Genomic DNA, 18873 nt, shown 5'->3' with positions numbered 1-18873 from the left:
TCATTGGATCACGTGTGCGACGAACCGATCCGCCGTCTCCGCCAGCACCTCCCGTCCGTCGCGCGCCCACAACAGCTCGTTGAACAGCTCGACTTCGATGGCGCCGGTGTAGCCGGCCGCCTCCACGTACCGCTTCCACTGCCGCATGTCGATCGAGCCGTCGCCGATCTGCCCGCGGCCGTTGAGCACGCCCTCGGGCAGCGGGGTGGTCCAGTCGGCGAGCTGGAAGGTGTGGATGCGGCCGCCCGCGCCCGCCCGGGCGATCTGCTCGGGGGCGGTGTCGTCCCACCAGACGTGGTACGTGTCGACGGTGACGCCGACCTGGTGGGCGGGGAAGCGTTCGGCGAGGTCGAGCGCCTGCGCGAGGGTGGAGACCACGCAGCGGTCGGCGGCGTACATGGGGTGCAGCGGCTCGATGGCGAGGCGGACCCCGCGCTCGGCCGCGTACGGACCGAGGTCGGCGAGGGCGTCCGCGATGCGCTCACGGGCTCCGTGCAGGTCCTTGCTGCCGGCCGGGAGCCCGCCGGAGACCAGGACCAGGGTGTCCGTGCCGAGGGTGGCGGCCTCGTCGACGGCGGCCCGGTTGTCGTCCAGGGCCTTCGCCCGCTCGCCGGGGTCGAGCGCGGTGAGGAAGCCGCCCCGGCACAGGGTGGTGACGGTCAGGCCCGCGTCCCGTACCAGCCGGGCGGCGGCCTCCACACCGTACTTCCGCACCGGTTCGCGCCACAGCCCTACGCCCGGGACGCCCAACTCCAGGCAGCTGTCGACCAGTTCCGGCAGTGACAGCTGCCTGACCGTCATCTGGTTGATCGAGAAGCGTTCGAGACCGGTGCTCATCGGTTCACCCCGTACAGCGACAGCAGGTTCTTCATCCGCTCCTCGGCGAGGTGCGGGTCGGGGAACAGGCCGAGGCCGTCGGCGAGTTCGTAGGCGCGGGCGAGGTGCGGCAGGGAGCGGGCCGCCTGGAGGCCGCCGACCATCGTGAAGTGCGCCTGGTGCCCGGCGAGCCAGGCCAGGAACACCACGCCCGTCTTGTAGAAGCGGGTGGGGGCCTGGAAGAGGTGCCGGGACAGCTCGACGGTGGGGTCGAGCAGTCCGTGGAAGCCCTTGACGTCCCCGGTGTCCAGGAGTCGCACCGCCTCGGCCGCGAGCGGTCCCAGCGGGTCGAAGATGCCGAGCAGCGCGTGGCTGAAGCCCTGCTCGTCGCCGGCGATCAGCTCGGGGTAGTGGAAGTCGTCGCCCGTGTAGCAGCGCACGCCCTGCGGCAGGCGGCGGCGCAGCTCGACCTCCCGCCGGGCGTCCAGCAGGGAGATCTTCACGCCGTCGACCTTGTCGGGGTGAGCGGCGATGACCTCCAGGAAGGTGTCGGTGGCCGCGTCCAGGTCGGCCGAGCCCCAGTAGCCCTCGAGGGCCGGGTCGAACATGGGGCCGAGCCAGTGCAGGATCACCGGGTCGGCGGCCTGCCGGAGCAGGTGGCCGTAGACCTCCAGGTAGTCCTCCGGGCCCTTGGCCGTGGCGGCCAGGGCGCGCGAGGCCATCAGGATCGCCTGGGCACCCGACTCCTCGACGACGGCGAGCTGCTCCTCGTAGGCGGCCCGGATCCGCGCGAGCGAGCCGCCGGTGAGCTGGTCGGTGCCGACGCCGCAGGCGATCCGCCCGCCGACGGCGCGGGCCTCGGCCGCGGACCGGCGGATCAGCTCGGCCGCGCCTGCCCAGTCCAGGCCCATGCCGCGCTGCGCGGTGTCCATGGCCTCGGCGACGCCGAGCCCGTGGGCCCACAGGTGGCGGCGGAAGGCGAGGGTGGCGTCCCAGTCGACGGCGGCGGGCGCGTCGGGCGAGGTGTCGGCGAACGGGTCGGCGACGACGTGCGCCGCCGAGAAGACCGTACGGGAGGTGAAGGGCGTGCCCGGGGTGACGGCGAGCGGCTCGGTGCGGGGCTCGTAGGCCCGCAGCGCCCCGCCCGCTGCGGGGAGTCGGATGGTCACAGCGAGATCTCCGGTACGTCGAGGCGGCGGCCCTCGGCCGAGGACTTCAGGCCCAGTTCGGCGAGCTGGACGCCGCGGGCGCCGGCGAGCAGGTCCCAGTGGTAGGGGGCGTCCGTGTACACGTGCTTGAGGAACAGCTCCCACTGGGCCTTGAAGCCGTTGTCGAAGTCCTGGTTGTCGGGCACCTCCTGCCACTGGTCGCGGAAGGCCTCGGTGGCGGGGATGTCGGGGTTCCAGACCGGCTTGGGGGTGGCGGAGCGGTGCTGGACGCGGCAGTCGCGCAGACCGGCGACGGCCGACCCCTCCGTGCCGTCCACCTGGAACTCGACCAGTTCGTCGCGGTGGACGCGGACCGCCCAGGAGGAGTTGATCTGGGCGATCGCGCCGCCCTCGAGTTCGAAGACGCCGTAGGCGGCGTCGTCGGCGGTGGCCTCGTAGGGCTTGCCGTCCTCGTCCCAGCGCCGGGGGATGTGGGTGGCGGTGAGGGCCTGCACGGAGGTGACCCGGCCGAACAGCTCGTGCAGCACGTACTCCCAGTGCGGGAACATGTCGACGACGATGCCGCCGCCGTCCTCGGCGCGGTAGTTCCAGGACGGGCGCTGGGCGTCCTGCCAGTCGCCCTCGAAGACCCAGTAGCCGAACTCGCCGCGCACGGACAGGATCCGGCCGAAGAAGCCGCCGTCGATCAGCCGCTTCAGCTTGAGCAAGCCGGGCAGGAAGATCTTGTCCTGGACGACGCCGTGCTTGATGCCGGCCCCGCGGGCGAGCCGGGCGAGCTCCAGGGCGCCGTCAAGGCCGGTGGCGGTGGGCTTCTCGGTGTAGACGTGCTTGCCGGCGGCGATCGCCTTCCTGATCGCCTCCTCGCGGGCCGAGGTGACCTGTGCGTCGAAGTAGATGTCGACGGCGGGGTCGGCGAGGACCGCGTCCAGGTCGGTCGAGACGTGCTCCAGGCCGTGCTGCTCGGCGAGCGCCCGCAGCGCGTGCTCGCGCCGGCCGACCAGGACCGGCTCCGGCCACAGCACGGTGCCGTCGCCGAGGTCGAGTCCGCCCTGCTCGCGCAGGGCGAGGATCGAGCGGACCAGATGCTGGCGGTACCCCATGCGCCCGGTCACGCCGTTCATGGCGATCCGCACCGTCTTGCGTGTCACGTCAGTCCCTTCGTACGCGGTCCACGCGCCGCGTACGCCCCCGGTGGTCGCACTGGTGAGCGTCGCAGCAAGCGCTTTCTATGTCGCAGAAGCTAGCCTCTGGACAGCGGTCCGGACAAGGGCGTGTCCAGGACGTGGTTGTCCGAGTCGGCGAACAGGCGAACAGGCGGACCGAGTGGCCGTAGGGTCTGCACGACGCCCCGACCCGGCCGCGTCCCCGCGGGCGGACCGCAGGGAGGCGCGTACCGGCCGGGCACGGCACGTACGACGACGACACGCGCGACCGGAGGACGACGAGATGACGGTGACCCTGGCGGACGTGGCGGCCCGCGCCCAGGTCTCCCCCGCGACGGTGTCGCGCGTGCTGAACGGCAACTACCCGGTCGCCGCGTCCACCCGGGAGCGGGTGCTGAAGGCGGTCGACGAGCTGGACTACGTGCTCAACGGCCCCGCGAGCGCGCTCGCCGCCGCGACCTCCGACCTGGTCGGCATCCTGGTGAACGACATCGCCGACCCCTTCTTCGGGATCATGGCGAGCGCCATCCAGTCGGAGATCGGCGGCCCCGGGGGGCGGGCCGGCGGGGAGCGGCTGGCGGTGGTCTGCAACACGGGCGGCTCACCGGACCGCGAGCTGACCTACCTGACCCTGCTGCAACGGCAGCGGGCGGCGGCGGTGGTGCTGACCGGCGGGGCCGTGGAGGACGCGCCGCACGCGGCGGCGGTCTCGGAGAAGCTGCGCAAGCTGGCGGACGCCGGGACGCGCGTGGTGCTGTGCGGGCGCCCGCCGGCGCCCGGCGCCCGGACGATCGCGCTGGCCTTCGACAACCGCGGCGGGGCACGGCAGCTGACGGAGCACCTGATCGGCCTGGGGCACCGGCGGCTCGGCTACATCGCGGGCCCCGAGGAGCGGACGACCACCCGCCACCGCCTGGAGGGCCACCGGGAGGCGCTGGCCGCGGCGGGCGTCGAGGACGATCCCCGCCGGACGGTGTACGGCCGGTACGACCGCTCGTCCGGCCACGAGGCCACCCTGGAGCTGCTGCGCCGCGACCCGTCCCTGACGGCGGTCGTCGCCGCGAACGACTCCGTCGCCCTGGGCGCCTGCGCCGCGCTGCGCGAGTCCGGTCTGCGCATCCCCCAGGACGTCTCGGTGGCGGGCTTCGACGACCTGCCGTTCAGCGTCGACACGGTGCCCGCGCTCACCACCGTCCGGCTGCCTCTCGCGGAAGCGGGCGCCCGCGCGGGCCGCATCGCGATGGGCCGCGAGGAGCCGCCGTCCGGAGGGGTCACGACCGTCCCGGGGGAGCTGATGGTGCGCGGGTCCACGGGGGCACCGCGCGGGTCGACGGGGGCGCCCCGGGGGGCGTGAGGCGTCGCGCGTCCGCGGGGGGGCGTTCCGTGGGGCACGAGACACCGCGGGAGTCCGCGGAGAGCGTCCCGCAGGGCGCGAGACACCACAGACATCCACAGACATCCTGCGGGCCTGGGAGCCGCGGGAACCCTGGGCCCTGAGGCACTTCGGGGGCGCGCGACACCGCGCGAATCCGCAGGGGGGCGTTCCGTGGGACATGAACCGCGCGGCGCGTGAGGCGCCGCGTGAGGCCGCGGGCGTGCCGGGCGGGTCCGCGGGGCCGCGCCCGGGGCTCGGGGCGCCGTGCGGGTTCGCGGGGTGTCGGGCGGGCGGGTTCGGTGGGCGGGGCGTGGACGGGCGGGGGTCGCCGGTTTAGCCTCGGAGCGAGCGGTTCTCTGACTGGGTCAAGTATCCGCGCCCGCCTCCCGTCCCCTTCACCCACGGGGTCCGACATGACCGTCCAGGACATCCGCGCCTTCAACCGCTTCTACACCAACGCCATCGGTGCTCTCGACTACGGCCGCCACCTCTACGCCCCCTACACGCTCACCGAGTCCCGGGTGCTCTACGAACTCGCGCACGCGCCCCGGACCGACGCGGCCGACCTGCGGGCCGAACTCTCGCTGGACGCCGGGTACCTGAGCCGGATCCTCAACAAGTTCGAGCAGGAGGGGCTGGTCGAGCGCGGCCCGTCCGAACGGGATCCCCGGCGCCGGAGCGTCGCCCTCACCCCGCACGGCAGGGAGGCCGCCGTCCTGCTGGAGGAGCGGGCTCGGGAGTCCGTCGGTCGGCTGCTGCTCTCCGTACCGCCGGCGGACCGGTCACGGCTGGCGGACGCGATGCGCGCCGTTCGGGAGATCCTGTCCGGGGGCCGGGCACCCAGCCCCGAGGACGTCGTGCTGCGCGGGCCCGGACCCGGCGACCTGGGCTGGATCGTGCAGCGCAACGGCGCGGTGTACGCGGCCGAGTTCGGCTGGAACGCCGACTACGAGCGCCTGGTGGCGAGGATCGTCGCCGACTTCGCCGAGGACCACGACCCGGCCCTGGAGCGGGTGTGGGTCGCCGAACTCGACGGACGCCCGGTGGGCAGCGTGATGTGCGTACGGGACGAGGCCCCGGCCACCGCCCGGCTGCGGCTGCTGCTCGTCGGGCCCGAGGCGCGCGGGCTGGGCATCGGGGACCGGCTGGTGCGGGCGGTCGTCGACTTCGCGCGCTGGGCCGGCTACCGGGACCTGGTCCTGTGGACCAACGACGTGCTCGGCAGCGCCCGCCGCATCTACCAGCGGCACGGCTTCGTCCTGGTCTCCGAGCAGCCGCACCACTCCTTCGGCAAGGACCTGATGGGCCAGGACTGGCGGCTGGACCTGCGCGAACCGGGCGCGTGACGAGCGGGGCCCGTGCCCATGGAGCCCGTCCTCCGGGGTCCGGTGAGCGGGTCCTCCGCCCTCAGCGCGACCGCCCGGCCGGCTGCGGCGTGGCGGGGCCGCCGGTGGGGACGGCGGCGGGCTCCGGAGCCGGGGCCGGCGACGGCTCACGGCGGCGGCCCGGCGCCAGGGACGTCAGCGCCACCCCGCCCACCAGCAGCGCCGCCGCGCACCAGCGCAGGGGGCTCACCGACTCGCCGAGGAAGAGCGTCGCCGCGGACATGCCGAAGACCGGGACCAGCAGCGAGAACGGGGCGACCGTGGAGGCCGGGTGGCGGCGCAGCAGCCAGCCCCAGGCGCCGAAGCCGAAGACCGTGGTGATCCAGGCGACGTAGAGGACCGTGCCCGCGCCCTGCCAGTCGAGGGCGCGCAGCGCGGCCAGGTCCCGGGAGGGGCCCTCAAGGAGCAGCGACAGGCCGAGCAGCGGCAGGACCGGGACCGTGCTCACCCAGACCATGAAGTTCAGCGCGTCCGGGGAGGCCGCCTTGCGGGTCAGGACGTTGGAGACACCCCAGCAGGCGGCCGCGGCGACGACGAGCGCGAAGGCGCCGAGGGGGCCCGCTGCGCCCTCGTCCACGGCCGCGACGCCGATACCGGCGAGCGCCACGCCCATGCCCAGCACCCGTACGCCCGTGGGGCGTTCGCCCAACGCCAGGAAGGCGAACAGGGCCGTGAACACCGCCTGGATCTGGAGCACCAGGGAGGAGAGCCCCGCGGGCATCCCGGCGTCCATCCCGAGGAACAGCAGCCCGAACTTGGCGACGCCGAGCACCAGTCCCACCGCGACGATCCACTTCCACGCCACCTTCGGCCGGCCCACGAGGAGGACGGCGGGGACGGCGGCCACCAGAAAGCGCAGGGCCGAGAAGAGCAGGGGCGGGAAGTGGCCGAGGCCGACCTCGATGACGGTGAAGTTCACGCCCCAGACGGCGGCGACGAGGACGGCGAGAAGGACATGGGCGGGTCGCATGTACCGAGGATCACTTCCACGGACCGTGAAGCACCAGCGATGATTGCTGCACCGTTGCATGAAGCATCGCTAACCAGTCGGCCCGTCGGAGGAACCGTGCTCGATCTCCAGCGTCTGCGTGCCCTGCACGCCGTCTCCGTGCACGGCACGGTCGGGGCGGCCGCCGCCGCGCTCGGGTACACCTCGTCGGCGGTGTCGCAGCAGATCGCCAAGCTGGAGCGGGAGACCAGGACGGTCCTGCTCGAGCGCGAGGGGCGCGGGGTGCGGCTCACCGACGAGGCGCAGCAACTGGTGTCGGTGGCCGGCGAGTTGCTGACGCTCGTGGAGCGCGCGGAGACCGAACTGGAGGAGCGGCGCGGGGTGCCCGCCGGGCGGCTGCTCGTGGCGGCGTTCGCCTCGGCGGCGCGGGGGCTCATGCCGTGCGTCCTCGCGGACCTGGCCCGCCGGCACCCGGCCCTGGACGCCCGGCTCAGCGAGGTCGACCCGCACCTGTCGGTGGACCTGGTCGCCAAGGGCGCCGTCGACCTGGCCGTCGCGCACGACTGGGACATCGCCCCGCTGCCCGCACCGGCCGGGGTGGAACAGGCTGTCATCGGGGACGACCTGTGCGATCTGCTGGTGCCGTCCGGGCACCCCTTCGCGGGGCGGACGGGGGTACGGCGCGAGGAGCTGGGCGGCGAGCGGTGGATCTGCCAGCCGCCGGGCCGGGTGTGCAGCGACTGGCTGCTGCGCACCCTGCGTGCCGCCGGACACGAGCCGGACGTGGTCCACCAGGCCGACGAGAACCCGACCCTGGTCGCCCTGGTCGCCGCGGGCCTGGGCGTCGCGCTGATCCCGCGCCTGGGCCGGGGCCCGCTGCCCGAAGGGGTCGTGGAGGTGCCGCTGGACCCCATGCCGGTACGGCGGCTGTACGCGCTGTGGCGCACGGGCGCCGCACGCCGCCCGGCCATCGCCGAGACGGTACGCACCCTGCGGCACCACTGGCCCACGGTGTCCGCCCACACACCTCGCTGAACGCCCACCCCCGCGCCACCGGTTCCTGTGCACTCCCTTGACTGGCAGAAACTGCCGGGATATTGGTGACCCCTCGGAAGTTTCCTTCAGTGATCCTCCAGCGGATCTCCTCCGGAAGGGGCGCACGTGCACGACACCAGCACGGGATCCACCGCACTTCCCTCCAGACGTACCCTCCTCGCCGCCACGGCCGGCGTCACCGCCGCACTGGCGGTCCAGGGCACCGGCACCGCCCACGCCGCTTCCCACGACGACAAGAAGCTGCGTGCCCTGATCTCCCGGATGACGCTCGAGGAGAAGGTCGGCCAGCTCTTCGTGATGCGGGTCTACGGCCACTCGGCCACCGCTCCGACCCAGGCCGACATCGACGCGAACCTCGCGGAGATCGGCGTCCGCACGGCCGCCGAGCTGATCGCCAAGTACCGCGTCGGCGGCATCATCTACTTCGCCTGGGCCAACAACACCCAGAACCCGCACCAGATCGCCGACCTGTCCAACGGGATCCAGCAGGCGTCCCTCGGGCAGCCGCGCGGCCTGCCTGTGCTCGTCGCCACCGACCAGGAGCACGGCATCGTCTGCCGTGTGGGCAAGCCCGCGACCCTCTTCCCGGGCGCCATGGCGATCGGCGCGAGCGGCTCGCCCGCCGACGCCAACACCCTGGGCCGCGTCTCCGGTGCGGAGCTGCGCGCCCTCGGCATCAACCAGGACTACTCCCCCGACGCCGACGTGAACGTCAACCCGGCCAACCCGGTCATCGGCGTACGGTCCTTCGGCGCCGACCCGGACGCCGTGGCGAGGCTGGTGGCCGCGGAGGTGAAGGGCTACCAGAACTCCCGGGTGGCGGCGACCGCCAAGCACTTCCCCGGGCACGGGGACACCGCCACCGACAGCCACTTCGGCTTCCCGGTCATCACGCACAGCCAGGAGCTGTGGGAGCAACTGGACGCGGTGCCGTTCCGGGCCGCGATCAAGGCCGGCATCGACTCGATCATGACCGCGCACATCCAGTTCCCGGCGCTGGACGACTCCGGCGACCCGGCCACCCTGTCCCACCCGATCCTCACCGGCATCCTGCGCGGCGAACTCGGCTTCGACGGCGTCGTGGTGACCGACTCGCTCGGCATGGACGGCGTGCGCACCAAGTACGGCGACGACCGAGTCCCGGTGCTCGCGCTGAAGGCGGGCGTGGACCAGCTGCTCAACCCGCCCTCGCTGGACGTGGCCTGGAACGCGGTGCTGGACGCGGTGCGCGCCGGCGAGCTGACCGAGGCCCGGCTCGACGAATCGATCTTCCGCGTCCTGCGGCTGAAGGCGAAGCTGGGACTGCTCGACGACCCCTACGTCAGCCAGTCGAACGTCGACCGCGTCGTGGGCGTCGAGTCCCACCTGGCGGCGGCCGACCGCGTCGCCGAGCGGACCACGACCCTGCTGGCCAACGAGGGCCGCCTGCTGCCGCTGTCCCGCCGCAGCCACAGAAAGATCCTCGTCGTCGGCGCCGACCCCGCCTCCCCGTCGGGCACCACCGGCCCGCCCACCGGAGTGCTCGCCGCCGCTCTCACCGAACTCGGCTTCCAGGCCACGGCGTTGTCGACCGGCACCGACCCGTCGGCGGCGACCGTCGACCAGGCGGTGGCCGCGGCACAGGACGCGGACGCGGTGGTGGTCGGGACGTACAACGTCACGGCGGGCAGCTCCCAGAAGACACTGGTGGAACGGCTCGTCGCCACCGGCCGCCCGGTGGTCGCGGTCGCGATCCGCAACCCCTACGACATCGCCCACCTGCCCACCGCCCCCGCCCACTTGGCCGCCTACTCCTGGACCGACGTGGAACTGCGCGCCGCTGCACGGGTGATCGCGGGCCAGGTGCGGCCGCGCGGGAAGCTGCCGGTGCCGGTGCAGCGGGCGGACGACCCGGCGCGGATCCTGTACCCCATCGGATACGGCCTGTCCTACTAGCCGCTCTCGCCCGTAGGGCGTAGGGCGCTTACGCCGCTCCCCCCGGCGTGCCACCGCCAACTGGCCCGAAGCACCGCGCACGCCTGGCGTGGCCCCGCTGCGGCGAGCCACGCTGGGCCGGGGTGGACCGGGGGGGACGGCGATGCGCGGGACATGGACCATGGGGGTGGCGTGCGCCCTGCCGGCGCTGCTCGTGGCGCTGCTGACGGGCTGCGGGCAGCCGCCCGGGTCCACGGGCGGCCGGGAGGGGGGCACCGCCCCGGCCTCCGCGGGGCCGTCCGGTCACGGCGCGGTGTTCCTCGACGTGGGCGAGTGCAGTTCCTTCGGCACGACGGCCTTCACCGAGGTGCCCTGTTCCGGCGAGCGGGCGGCGGCCCGGGTGCTCACCCGGCACGACGGCCGGCCCGGCGACGGCCCGCTCTGCCCGCCGAACACCGACTTCGTCCTGCACATCGACGCCCAGCCGGCGGGTCCCGGCCAGGAGGACGGCGCGATCCCGCAGGGCTACGCCTGTATGCGCAACCTCCAGCCGCCCCACCCCGGCGACCCCGGCGGCGGGGGTGGCCCGCGCACCGTCGTCGGCGACTGCCTCTACGGCTCCGGACGCGGCCAGGTCCGGGAGACCGCGTGCGACGGCACGGGCCACAAGAAGCCCGAGTATCTGGTGACGCGGGCGGTGCGCAGCCGCGACCGGTGCCCCGCGTCGACCGCCCTGTACGTCCGACTCGGCGGCGACGAACCGGTGGGCTGTGCCCGGAAGCTGTGACTCCGGGCGCAGCCCACCGATGGATCAGCGCGTGCGCGTCAGCGTGTCACGGCCTGAGCGCGGGCTCCCGCTCCACGTCCCGCACGTCCAGCTTCGCGTCGTAGCCGGCCAGCGGCTTGGCCACCGACGGGTTCGACTGGACCGCCGGGGTGGCGACTCCCGCCCACTCGAGGATCCTGGCCGTGGCGAGCGCCTTCTCGTCCGGCACGAGACCGGCGACGTTCGCCCCGTGGTTCATGCCGGGCGCCGTGAAGACGTACGAGTCCTGTGCCTTCTTGTCGAGGCGGAACCGCTCCGAGCCCCACGGGTCGTTCTCCCCGTACACGAAGAGCATGTGGTTCGCGTGCTGGCGCACCCAGGTGTCCACGTCACGCATCGCCGACGGCTGGAACTTCATCGGGATCGACCGCGGCACGTAGTTGCGCGGCGGCTGGTAGCCGTAGCGGATCAGCTTCTTCTCGATGTGCGGGAACTGGATGGTCGGCGCGCCGAGCTGCGTGCCGGCCTGGTAGTAGTACGGCGTGTAGGTCTCCAGGCCCTGGTCGGTGTAGGCGTCGAAGCCGGAGATGGCGTCGACGGTGTCCCAGATCTGCTGGTCGGTGGCGTTCTTGGCGTCACCCGGGATGGTGCCGCAGTCCTTCAGCAGGCTGTACTGCCAAAAGCCCCACACGTAGTCGAGGACGACGGCCTCGTAGGCCTTGTCCAGGTTGCCGACGGTGGTGAAGGTGTAGCCGTGGTCGGCGGCGAACTTCGCGTACTTGTTCTCCAGCGACTCCCGGCGCACCAGCGCCTCCCGCTGCACCCCGTTCAGCCGGTCGCGGCACTCCTTGGTGCCGACGGTGGCGAAGAAGCGGTCGTAGGCGGAGTCCTCCTTGTCGACCACGTCGTTGGGGGCGACGTAGGCGACCACGCCGTCCATGTCACCGGGGTAGAAGCGCTTGTAGTAAGTGGCCGTCATGCCGCCCTTGGAGCCGCCGGTGGCGATCCAGTTGTGGGAGTAGACCGGCTTCAGCGCCTGGTAGATGCGGTGCTGGTCGCTGGCGGCCTGCCAGATGTCGAGCTTGGACCAGTCGGCGGGGGCGGGTCGGGACGGGGTGAAGAACCGGTACTCCATGGAGACCTGGTTGCCGTCCACGATCTGGGTGGGCTCGCGGCGGCTCGCGGTCGTGGAGACGTTGTAGCCGCCGGTGTAGAAGACCGTCGGGCGGTCGACTCCCTTGTGCAGCACGGTGATCCGCTGCTGGAAGGTGCCCTTCGACGGATCGCGGTGGTCGACCGGCTGGGTGTAGTTGAGGACGAAGAAGCGGTAGCCCGTGTAGGGCTTCTCCTCGATCAGGCTCATGCCGGGGATGGCCAGGAGCCGGTTCAGGATGTCGGTTTCCGAGCTGGCCGCGGTGCTGTTCGTGGCCTCCGGCTGGGCCGCGGTGGCCGCCCCCGCCGTACTCAGCGTGCCGATGGACACCGTGAGCGCGAGCAGCCATCTGAGCGCCTTGCGCATGCACCCTCCCATTAAGACAGATGTTCGCCGGAAGGTATCGGAGCAACTCGGGTGCGCACCAGGGCGGCAGGGAAATACCTGAACGTGTTTCAGGGGCTCAGCACAGGATCCAGGACGTGTGCACCGACTTCGAGCCCACCGATCCGGAGACCCGCACGCACCGGTGGCCCGCGTGCACGGTGACCGGGCCGGCCTGCTGGGAGTAGCGGCCCTTGTCGGTGACCGGACGGTTGCCGCGGGCCTGCACCGTCACCGACATCGACCGTTTGGGGCCGGGATTCCTGGCGGTGGTGAGGGCGCAGACGTAGCCGTCGCGCTTGTGGACGTGGACGATGCCGGTGGCGAAGGAGAGCTTCCTGACCTCGCGGCCGGCGCAGGCGACGGCCGCGCGGGCGGTGGCGGGCGCGGCGAACGCGAGCAGCACCGCCCCGGTCAGCACGGCCACGACCGGCGCCCGCATCCGGTGTATCGCACCACGGTCCACGGTCCCCCCTGACGGCAAGCGTACGAGTGTACGGATGTACGGACGCGGCCCGCGGGCCGGTTGGTTGCTGCCACGGGCTCAGCGTGACGCGCTGACCGGCTCCTCCGGCTCGGACGCGCCGACGAACGTCCGCCACAGCGCGGCGTACCGTCCGTCGCGGGCCAGCAGTTCCTCGTGGGTGCCGTCCTCCACGACCCGACCGTGGTCCATCACCACCACCCGGTCGGCGCGGGCGGCCGTCGTCAGTCGGTGGGCGACCACCAAGGTGGTGCGCGCTGGGGGTCCCCCCGGACGGAGTCTGGGGGAGCTCGATGAGGGGTGGTGGTCGGGCGACGGGTGGGCCGTACGGCGGCCGGCGAGCCGGTCGGTGGCCTGGTTGACCTGTGCCTCGGTGGCCAGGTCGAGCGCGGCGGTCGCCTCGTCGAGGAGCAGGACGTCGGGGTCGACGAGTTCGGCGCGGGCCAGCGCGATCAGCTGGCGCTGACCGGCCGACAGGTTGCGTCCGCGCTCGGCGACCTCGTGCAGGTAGCCGTCCTCCAGCGTGGCGATCATCTCGTGCGCGCCGACCGCGCGCGCGGCGGCCTCCACCTCGGCGTCGGTGGCGTCGGGGCGGCCGTAGGCGATGGCGTCGCGGACGGTGCCCGGGAAGAGGTACGCCTCCTGCGGCACGACCCCGAGCCGGTGCCGGTACGCGGTGAGGTCCAGCGCCCTGAGGTCCGTGCCGTCGACGGTCACCCGGCCGCCGGTCGGGTCGTAGAACCGGGCCACCAGCTTCACCAGGGTCGACTTGCCCGCGCCGGTCTCGCCGACGAAGGCGACGGTCTGTCCTGCCGGGATGCGCAGGTCGACGCCGGTGAGCGCCGCGTCGCCCGCGTCGCCGGCGCCGTAGTGGAAGTGCACGTCCTCGAAGGCGATCTCGCCGCGCAGGGCGGGCACCTCGACGGGCTCGGCGGCGGACTTCGTGGACGTCGGCTCCCGGAGCAGTTCCTGGATGCGGCCCAGGGAGACGGTCGCCTGCTGGTAGCCGTCGAAGACCTGGGAGAGCTGCTGGACGGGCGCGAAGAAGAGGTCGATGTAGAGCAGGTAGGCCACCAGGGCGCCCGTGGTCAGCGTGGCCGCCTCCACCCGGCCCGCGCCCGCGATGAGCACCGCGGCCGCCGCGACCGAGGACAGGAGCTGCACGAACGGGAAGTAGACCGAGATCAGCCACTGGCCCCGGATCCGCGCCCGGCGGTAGTCCTCGCTGCGCCCGGCGAACCGCCGCCCGCCGTCCCCCTCGCGCCGGAAGGCCTGCACGATCCGCAGCCCGGCCACCGACTCCTGGAGGTCGGCGTTGACCACCGACACCCGCTCACGGGCGAGTTCGTACGCCCTGACGCTCGCCCGGCGGAAGAAGAACGTGGCGACGACCAGCGGCGGCAGCGTCGCGAAGACGACGAGCGCCAGGTGCACGTCGATCACCAGCAGGGTCATCATGATGCCGAAGAAGGTGACGACCGAGACGAACGCCGTGACCAGGCCGGTCTGGAGGAACGTCGACAGCGCGTCGACGTCGGTCGTCATCCGGGTCATGATCCGGCCGGTCAGCTCGCGCTCGTAGTAGTCGAGGCCGAGCCGCTGGAGCTGGGCGAAGATCTTCAGGCGCAGCGAGTACAGCACCCGCTCCCCGGTCCGCCCGGTCATCCGGGTCTCGCCGATCTGCGCCGCCCACTGCACCAGCACGGCGAGCAGGCCGAGCAGCGACGCCGCCCACACGGCGCCCAGGGCCATCCGTGTGACGCCCTGGTCGATGCCGTGCCGGATCAGGATCGGCAGCAGCAGGCCCATGGCGGCGTCCACGGCGACGAGGCCGAGGCTGGCCAGGAGCGGCAGGCCGAAGCCGCGCAACAGGCGGCGCAGGCCGTAGGAGTCCTCCGGGCGGACGGCCCGCCGCTCGTCGATGTCGGGGGTGTCGGCCGCGGGCGGCAGCGCCGCGACCTGGGCGAGCAGTTCGGGGGTGGCGGGCATGCCGGCCATCGCCGCGTCCCGGGGCTCGCGCTCGCCCGCCCACAACGTGGGCGTGATGCCGCGCTCGGCGTCGAACTCGGCGTCCAGTTCCTCCCGGACCGAGACGTCGTCCGGGGGAGCGGCGGGCTGGGTGTGGCCCGGTGAGACGCCGCCGAGCTCGTCGGGGTCGGTGAGCAGGCCGCGGTAGAGGGCGCACCGTTCCTGGAGTTCGTCGTGGGTGCCGATGTCGGCGAGGCGGCCCTGGTCGAGGACGGCGATGCGGTCGGCGAGGTTCAGGGTGGAGCGGCGGTGGGCGATGAGGAGGGTCGTGCGGCCCTCCATGACCTGCGCCAGGGCCTCGTGGATCTCGTGCTCGACGCGGGCGTCCACGGCGGAGGTGGCGTCGTCCAGGACGAGCAGGCGCGGGTCGGTGAGGATCGCGCGGGCCAGGGCGACGCGCTGGCGCTGGCCGCCGGAGAGGGTCAGGCCGTGCTCGCCGACCGTGGTGTCGTAGCCCTCGGGCAGCTCCGCGATGAAGCGGTCGGCCTGGGCGGCGCGGGCGGCGGCCTCGACCTGCTCCGCGGTGGCGTCGGGGCGGCCGTAGGCGATGTTGGCGCGGACGGTGTCGGAGAACAGGAAGGAGTCCTCGGGCACCAGGCCGATCGCGGCCCTGAGCGAGTCCAGGGTCAGCTCGCGCACGTCGTGGCCGCCGACGAGGACGGCGCCGTGGGTGACGTCGTAGAAGCGGGGCAGCAGCAGGGAGACCGTGGACTTGCCGGAGCCGGAGGAGCCGACGACGGCCAGGGTCTCGCCGGGGCGGATCTCGAAGGACAGCCCCTGGAGGACGGGCCGGCCGTCCGCGTAGCCGAACGAGACGTCGTCGAACTCGACGGTCGCGGGGGCGTCGGCGGGCAGCTCCTTGGTGCCCCCGGTCAGGGTGGGCTCGGTGTCGATCAGCTCCAGGACGCGTTCGGTGCCCGCCCGGGCCTGCTGCCCGACCGTGAGCACCATGGCGAGCATGCGGACCGGTCCGACGAGCTGGGCGAGGTAGGCGGAGAAGGCGACGAACGTGCCCAGCGTGATGTGCCCGCGCACGGCGAGCCAGCCGCCGAGGGCCAGCATGGCGACCTGGCCGAGGGCGGGCACGGCCTGGAGCGCGGGGGTGAACCTGGAGTTCAGGCGGATGGTGCGCAGCCGCCCGGCGAACAGCCTGCGGCCGACCCCGCGCAGCTTGGCGGTCTCCTGCTCCTCCTGGCCGAAGCCCTTCACCACGCGGACGCCGCTCACCGCGCCGTCGACCACGCCGGCGACGGCGGCGGCCTGCGCCTGGGCGTACCAGGTGGCGGGGTGGAGCTTGGTGCGGCTGCGCCGGGCGATCCAGCCGAGGGCCGGGGCGACGGCCAGGGCGACCAGGGTCAGCGGAAGCGACAGCCAGGCCATGATCACCAGGGAGATCAGGAAGAGCAGCACGTTGCCGATGGTCATCGGCAGCATGAAGAGCAGGCCCTGGATCAGCTGGAGGTCGCTGGTGGCGCGGCCGACCACCTGGCCGGTGGACAGCTCGTCCTGGCGTCTGCCGTCGAGCCGGGTGATCGTCTCGTACATCTCCGTCCGCAGGTCGTGCTGGACGTCGAGGGCGAGCCGGCCGCCGTAGTAGCGGCGGATGTAGGTGAGGACGTAGACGACGAGCGCGGCGGCGATCAGGGCGCCCGCCCAGGGGGTCATACGGCGGCTGTGGTCGCCGATCACGTCGTCGATGATCACCTTGGTGATCAGCGGCACCAGCGCCGTGACGGCCATGCCGGCGAGCGAGGCGCCCAGGGCGAGGACGACGTCCTTGGGGTAGCGCCAGGCGTACCCGGCCAGTCTCCGCGCCCATCCCTGGGCATTCTTCTCGGCCCCGCCCTTTTCCGCTGACACCCAGTGCCTCCCGATCCGCCTGCGCTACCGCAAGCAGGCAACGCCCGGTGGCCCGGTTTTCATCCCGCGGCGCCTTACCCGCACTCTTGTATCAAACAGTTGACACAAAGAGCCGGCCGACCCCATCTTGTAGCAAGTGCTTGATACAAATTGAGTTTCAGGCCAGGAGTTCGATCCAAGGGGGATTCGTATGCCCGTTCTGCCTGTGGGGTGGACGCTCGCGGTGCTGTGCGCCGGGGGAATCCTGTTGGCACTCGTGCCGGGCCGTGACGCGACCACGCCATTCGGCGGGCCTTCACGCCTGCGGCCGGAGAGCCTGGCCCGCTGGTCCGGGCTGGCGCTGGGCGCGGCGCTCGCGTGGTGGGCGAGCGGCAGCGAGACGCTCGGACGCGGGGCCGTGCTGGCGCCGACCCTGTTCGGCGCCGGTGCGGTGCTCGGTGCGCTGGGTGCCGACGCACTGACGCCCCGGCCGCACGGAAGGGTTCGCTTCGCCGGGCTCGCGCCGCGCCGGATCCGCGACTACCTGCCGACCCGCCTCGCCGCCCTCCTCGGCGGCTTCGCCGTCGCCCTGGTGGTGCTACTGACCTTCACCACCTTGGCGGGCAGTGCCGACGACCTCGGTCGGGCCGGGCGCTCGCTGACCTTCACCTGCGGTGACATGACCGGTTCGCACGGACCCTGGCCCGGTTCCTACTACAGCGTGCCCCTGCTGGCGGCGCTCGCCGCGGCAACCGCCGGGTGCGGGCTCGCTCTGCACCGGACGGCGCGCCGCCCGGTCACCGGGGAGCCGGACGGCGGCGCGGACGCGGGGCGACGCCGGGACGGCACGACGGACGTGGTCGCCGCGTGGGGACTGCTCGTCACCGGCTCACTCGCCGGCGTCGGCACGTTCGCCGTCGGCGGGGTCCACGCCGTACCGTGCGCGAGCGCGGCCCTCCAGGCCGGGTACTGGCTGCTCCTGCCCACGGTGGCCGGTGCCGCCTTCACGGCCGTGTATTGCCTGGCCGTCCTGGTCGACGGGACGGGACGGCGACGGTGAGCCCCGCCTCGGTCCGGGTGGACACCACGAGTCCGGTACCGCCGTACGAGCAGATCCGGGCCCAGCTGTCCGGGCTGATCCGAACCGGCGGGCTCACAGACGGCGAGCGGCTCCCACCGGTCCGCCAACTCGCGGCGGACCTCGGTCTGGCGACCGGCACGGTGGCCCGCGCCTACCGCGAACTGGAGACCGCCGGGCTGGTCAGGACCCGCCGGGGTGCCGGCACCCGCGTGTGCGCGCCGGCACCCGGACCGGACACGGGGAACCCACTGGGCCCGTTGGTGCCGCTGGCGCGTGACTACGTACGAGCGGCACGGCAACTCGGCGCGGATGACACCCGGCTGCTCGAAGCCCTCCACCAGGCTCTCCGGGAACCCCCGCCGGGACGGTCGGCGCGGTGAGCGCCGGGACGCAACGCCGGGGCGCCGCCCTCCCGGCCGCGCACCCCTACGGGGCCGGGACGGAGGCCTCGCTCGGGGTTCCGGTCGGCGCAAAGCGCACGGTGTTGGTCGCCGTGGGGACGAGGTCCTTGTGGATGGCCTTGGCGATGTTCTGGATGGTGGTGACGCCGTAGTTCATGGTGCTGTTGTCCTGGGTCAGCACCGTGATCATGTAGTCGTGGCCGGCGCCGTTGAAGGTGCCGACGCTGTGCACCCGCCAGCCGTGTGTGGAACGCGACAGCCAGCCGTTCTTGACGTGCACGGCGACGGAGGACGGCGCTCCGGCGGGCGTGCCCCAGCGCTGGGAGGAGACGACCTGGCCCATGAGCTTGAGGACGTAGGCGCGGGAGTTGTCGCTCAGCACGGTGTTCTTCGCCGTGAGCAGCCCGAGCAGCTTCTGCTCGTCACGCACGGTGATCTGGGTCAGGCCCCAGTAGCCGTTCGCTCCCGGCTTGGTCTGGGTCATGCCGGCCGCGGTGAGGAAGCCCTTGACCTTCGTCACGCCCAGCTGCTTCCACAGGCTGGAGGTGGCGTTGTTGTCCGACTTGGTGATCATGGCCTTGGCGAGCGTGGACTCGCGGGCGGTGAGGTAGCGGTTGTGCTTCTTGGCGTCCCACAGCAGGGTGGCGAGAACGGTGACCTTGACGACGCTCGCCGAGTCGTAGGTGGTCGACTGCCGCAGCGTGCAGGTCGTGTTGGTGGTGCGGTCACGCAGACCGACGGCGATGGTGCCTTTGCGGCCCTTCATGGCCGCGGTGATGTCCTTCTGCAACTTGGCTGCCAGTCCCGCCTTCTGGGACGTGCAGCTGACCGTGGGTGTGGCGGCCGTGGCCGGCGTCGCGACGGCCACGCAGGGAATCAGCATCCCGACGCCCACACCCGCCGCGAGCCC

Annotated in this window: 14 protein-coding genes and 2 pseudogenes; 7 read left to right on the top strand and 9 right to left on the bottom strand. The window is 72.9% G+C overall.

Annotated elements, in window-relative coordinates:
• From ACTYVM_RS03450 to ACTYVM_RS03440, 3 genes are read right to left on the bottom strand one after another with little or no spacing between them, the layout of a single operon-like run.
• Window positions 1-837 (bottom strand): sugar phosphate isomerase/epimerase family protein, encoded by an 837-nt coding sequence (locus tag ACTYVM_RS03450; protein WP_445524463.1) that lies wholly within the window; start codon window positions 835-837, stop codon window positions 1-3.
• Complete coding sequence (locus ACTYVM_RS03445; protein ID WP_445524462.1) at window positions 834-1985, bottom strand: dihydrodipicolinate synthase family protein; 1152 nt, start codon at window positions 1983-1985, stop codon at window positions 834-836. Before ACTYVM_RS03445 ends, ACTYVM_RS03450 begins: the two co-directional genes overlap by 4 nt.
• A complete protein-coding gene (locus ACTYVM_RS03440; protein ID WP_445524461.1) occupies window positions 1982-3133 on the bottom strand; it encodes a Gfo/Idh/MocA family protein in 1152 nt (383 codons plus the stop codon). The genes ACTYVM_RS03445 and ACTYVM_RS03440 overlap by 4 nt, the downstream gene beginning before the upstream one ends.
• Before the next feature lie 298 nt (window positions 3134-3431).
• On the opposite strand from ACTYVM_RS03440, the gene ACTYVM_RS03435 reads away from it, so the two are divergent.
• Together ACTYVM_RS03435 and ACTYVM_RS03430 are read left to right on the top strand one after the other, a co-directional pair.
• Window positions 3432-4502 (top strand): LacI family DNA-binding transcriptional regulator, encoded by a 1071-nt coding sequence (locus ACTYVM_RS03435; RefSeq protein ID WP_445524460.1) that lies wholly within the window; start codon window positions 3432-3434, stop codon window positions 4500-4502.
• Between the two features lie 434 nt (window positions 4503-4936).
• Window positions 4937-5869, top strand: a complete 933-nt coding sequence (locus tag ACTYVM_RS03430; protein WP_445524459.1) for a bifunctional helix-turn-helix transcriptional regulator/GNAT family N-acetyltransferase — start codon at window positions 4937-4939, stop codon at window positions 5867-5869.
• 61 nt (window positions 5870-5930) lie between these two features.
• On the opposite strand, the gene ACTYVM_RS03425 is transcribed toward ACTYVM_RS03430, so the two are convergent.
• A complete protein-coding gene (locus ACTYVM_RS03425; RefSeq protein WP_445524458.1) occupies window positions 5931-6878 on the bottom strand; it encodes an EamA family transporter in 948 nt (315 codons plus the stop codon).
• 96 nt (window positions 6879-6974) lie between these two features.
• On the opposite strand from ACTYVM_RS03425, the gene ACTYVM_RS03420 reads away from it, so the two are divergent.
• The 3 genes from ACTYVM_RS03420 (at window position 6975) to ACTYVM_RS03410 (ending at window position 10614) form a co-directional block, all read left to right on the top strand.
• Window positions 6975-7892 (top strand): LysR family transcriptional regulator, encoded by a 918-nt coding sequence (locus ACTYVM_RS03420; protein ID WP_445524457.1) that lies wholly within the window; start codon window positions 6975-6977, stop codon window positions 7890-7892.
• 126 nt (window positions 7893-8018) lie between these two features.
• Entirely contained in the window at window positions 8019-9848 is a 1830-nt protein-coding gene (locus ACTYVM_RS03415) for a glycoside hydrolase family 3 protein (RefSeq protein ID WP_445524456.1), read from the top strand.
• Window positions 9849-9990: 142 nt separating this feature from the next.
• Complete coding sequence (locus ACTYVM_RS03410) at window positions 9991-10614, top strand: hypothetical protein (RefSeq protein ID WP_445524455.1); 624 nt, start codon at window positions 9991-9993, stop codon at window positions 10612-10614.
• A gap of 46 nt (window positions 10615-10660) precedes the next feature.
• Here the strand turns inward: ACTYVM_RS03410 and ACTYVM_RS03405 are convergent, their stop codons facing one another.
• The 4 genes and pseudogenes from ACTYVM_RS03405 to ACTYVM_RS03390 all read right to left on the bottom strand — a co-directional run.
• Window positions 10661-12112, bottom strand: a complete 1452-nt coding sequence (locus ACTYVM_RS03405) for a S28 family serine protease (RefSeq protein ID WP_445524454.1) — start codon at window positions 12110-12112, stop codon at window positions 10661-10663.
• A gap of 97 nt (window positions 12113-12209) precedes the next feature.
• The gene (locus ACTYVM_RS03400) at window positions 12210-12572 is read right to left on the bottom strand and encodes a hypothetical protein (RefSeq protein ID WP_445524453.1); all 363 of its coding nucleotides are present in this window, start codon (window positions 12570-12572) and stop codon (window positions 12210-12212) included.
• A gap of 102 nt (window positions 12573-12674) precedes the next feature.
• Window positions 12675-12866 (bottom strand): annotated as a pseudogene (locus tag ACTYVM_RS03395) (hypothetical protein); the annotation flags it as partial.
• Between the two features lie 150 nt (window positions 12867-13016).
• Window positions 13017-16502 (bottom strand): annotated as a pseudogene (locus tag ACTYVM_RS03390) (ABC transporter ATP-binding protein); the annotation flags it as partial.
• A gap of 190 nt (window positions 16503-16692) precedes the next feature.
• Here ACTYVM_RS03390 and ACTYVM_RS03385 point away from each other — a divergent pair.
• Both ACTYVM_RS03385 and ACTYVM_RS03380 read left to right on the top strand, forming a co-directional pair.
• Window positions 16693-17541 carry a hypothetical protein gene (locus tag ACTYVM_RS03385; protein ID WP_445524452.1) on the top strand — a complete coding sequence of 283 codons (849 nt, stop codon included), beginning with the start codon at window positions 16693-16695 and terminating at the stop codon, window positions 17539-17541.
• Window positions 17538-17942, top strand: a complete 405-nt coding sequence (locus ACTYVM_RS03380; protein ID WP_445524451.1) for a GntR family transcriptional regulator — start codon at window positions 17538-17540, stop codon at window positions 17940-17942. Before ACTYVM_RS03385 ends, ACTYVM_RS03380 begins: the two co-directional genes overlap by 4 nt.
• Before the next feature lie 46 nt (window positions 17943-17988).
• Here ACTYVM_RS03380 and ACTYVM_RS03375 read toward each other — a convergent pair whose 3' ends face one another.
• Entirely contained in the window at window positions 17989-18846 is an 858-nt protein-coding gene (locus ACTYVM_RS03375) for a serine hydrolase (RefSeq protein WP_445524486.1), read from the bottom strand.
• Window positions 18847-18873: the final 27 nt, after the last annotated feature.

Source organism: Streptomyces cyslabdanicus (assembly GCF_052663305.1).
Note: the sequence above shows the minus strand (reverse complement) of the source record. Positions and strands in the feature narration are given on the sequence as shown.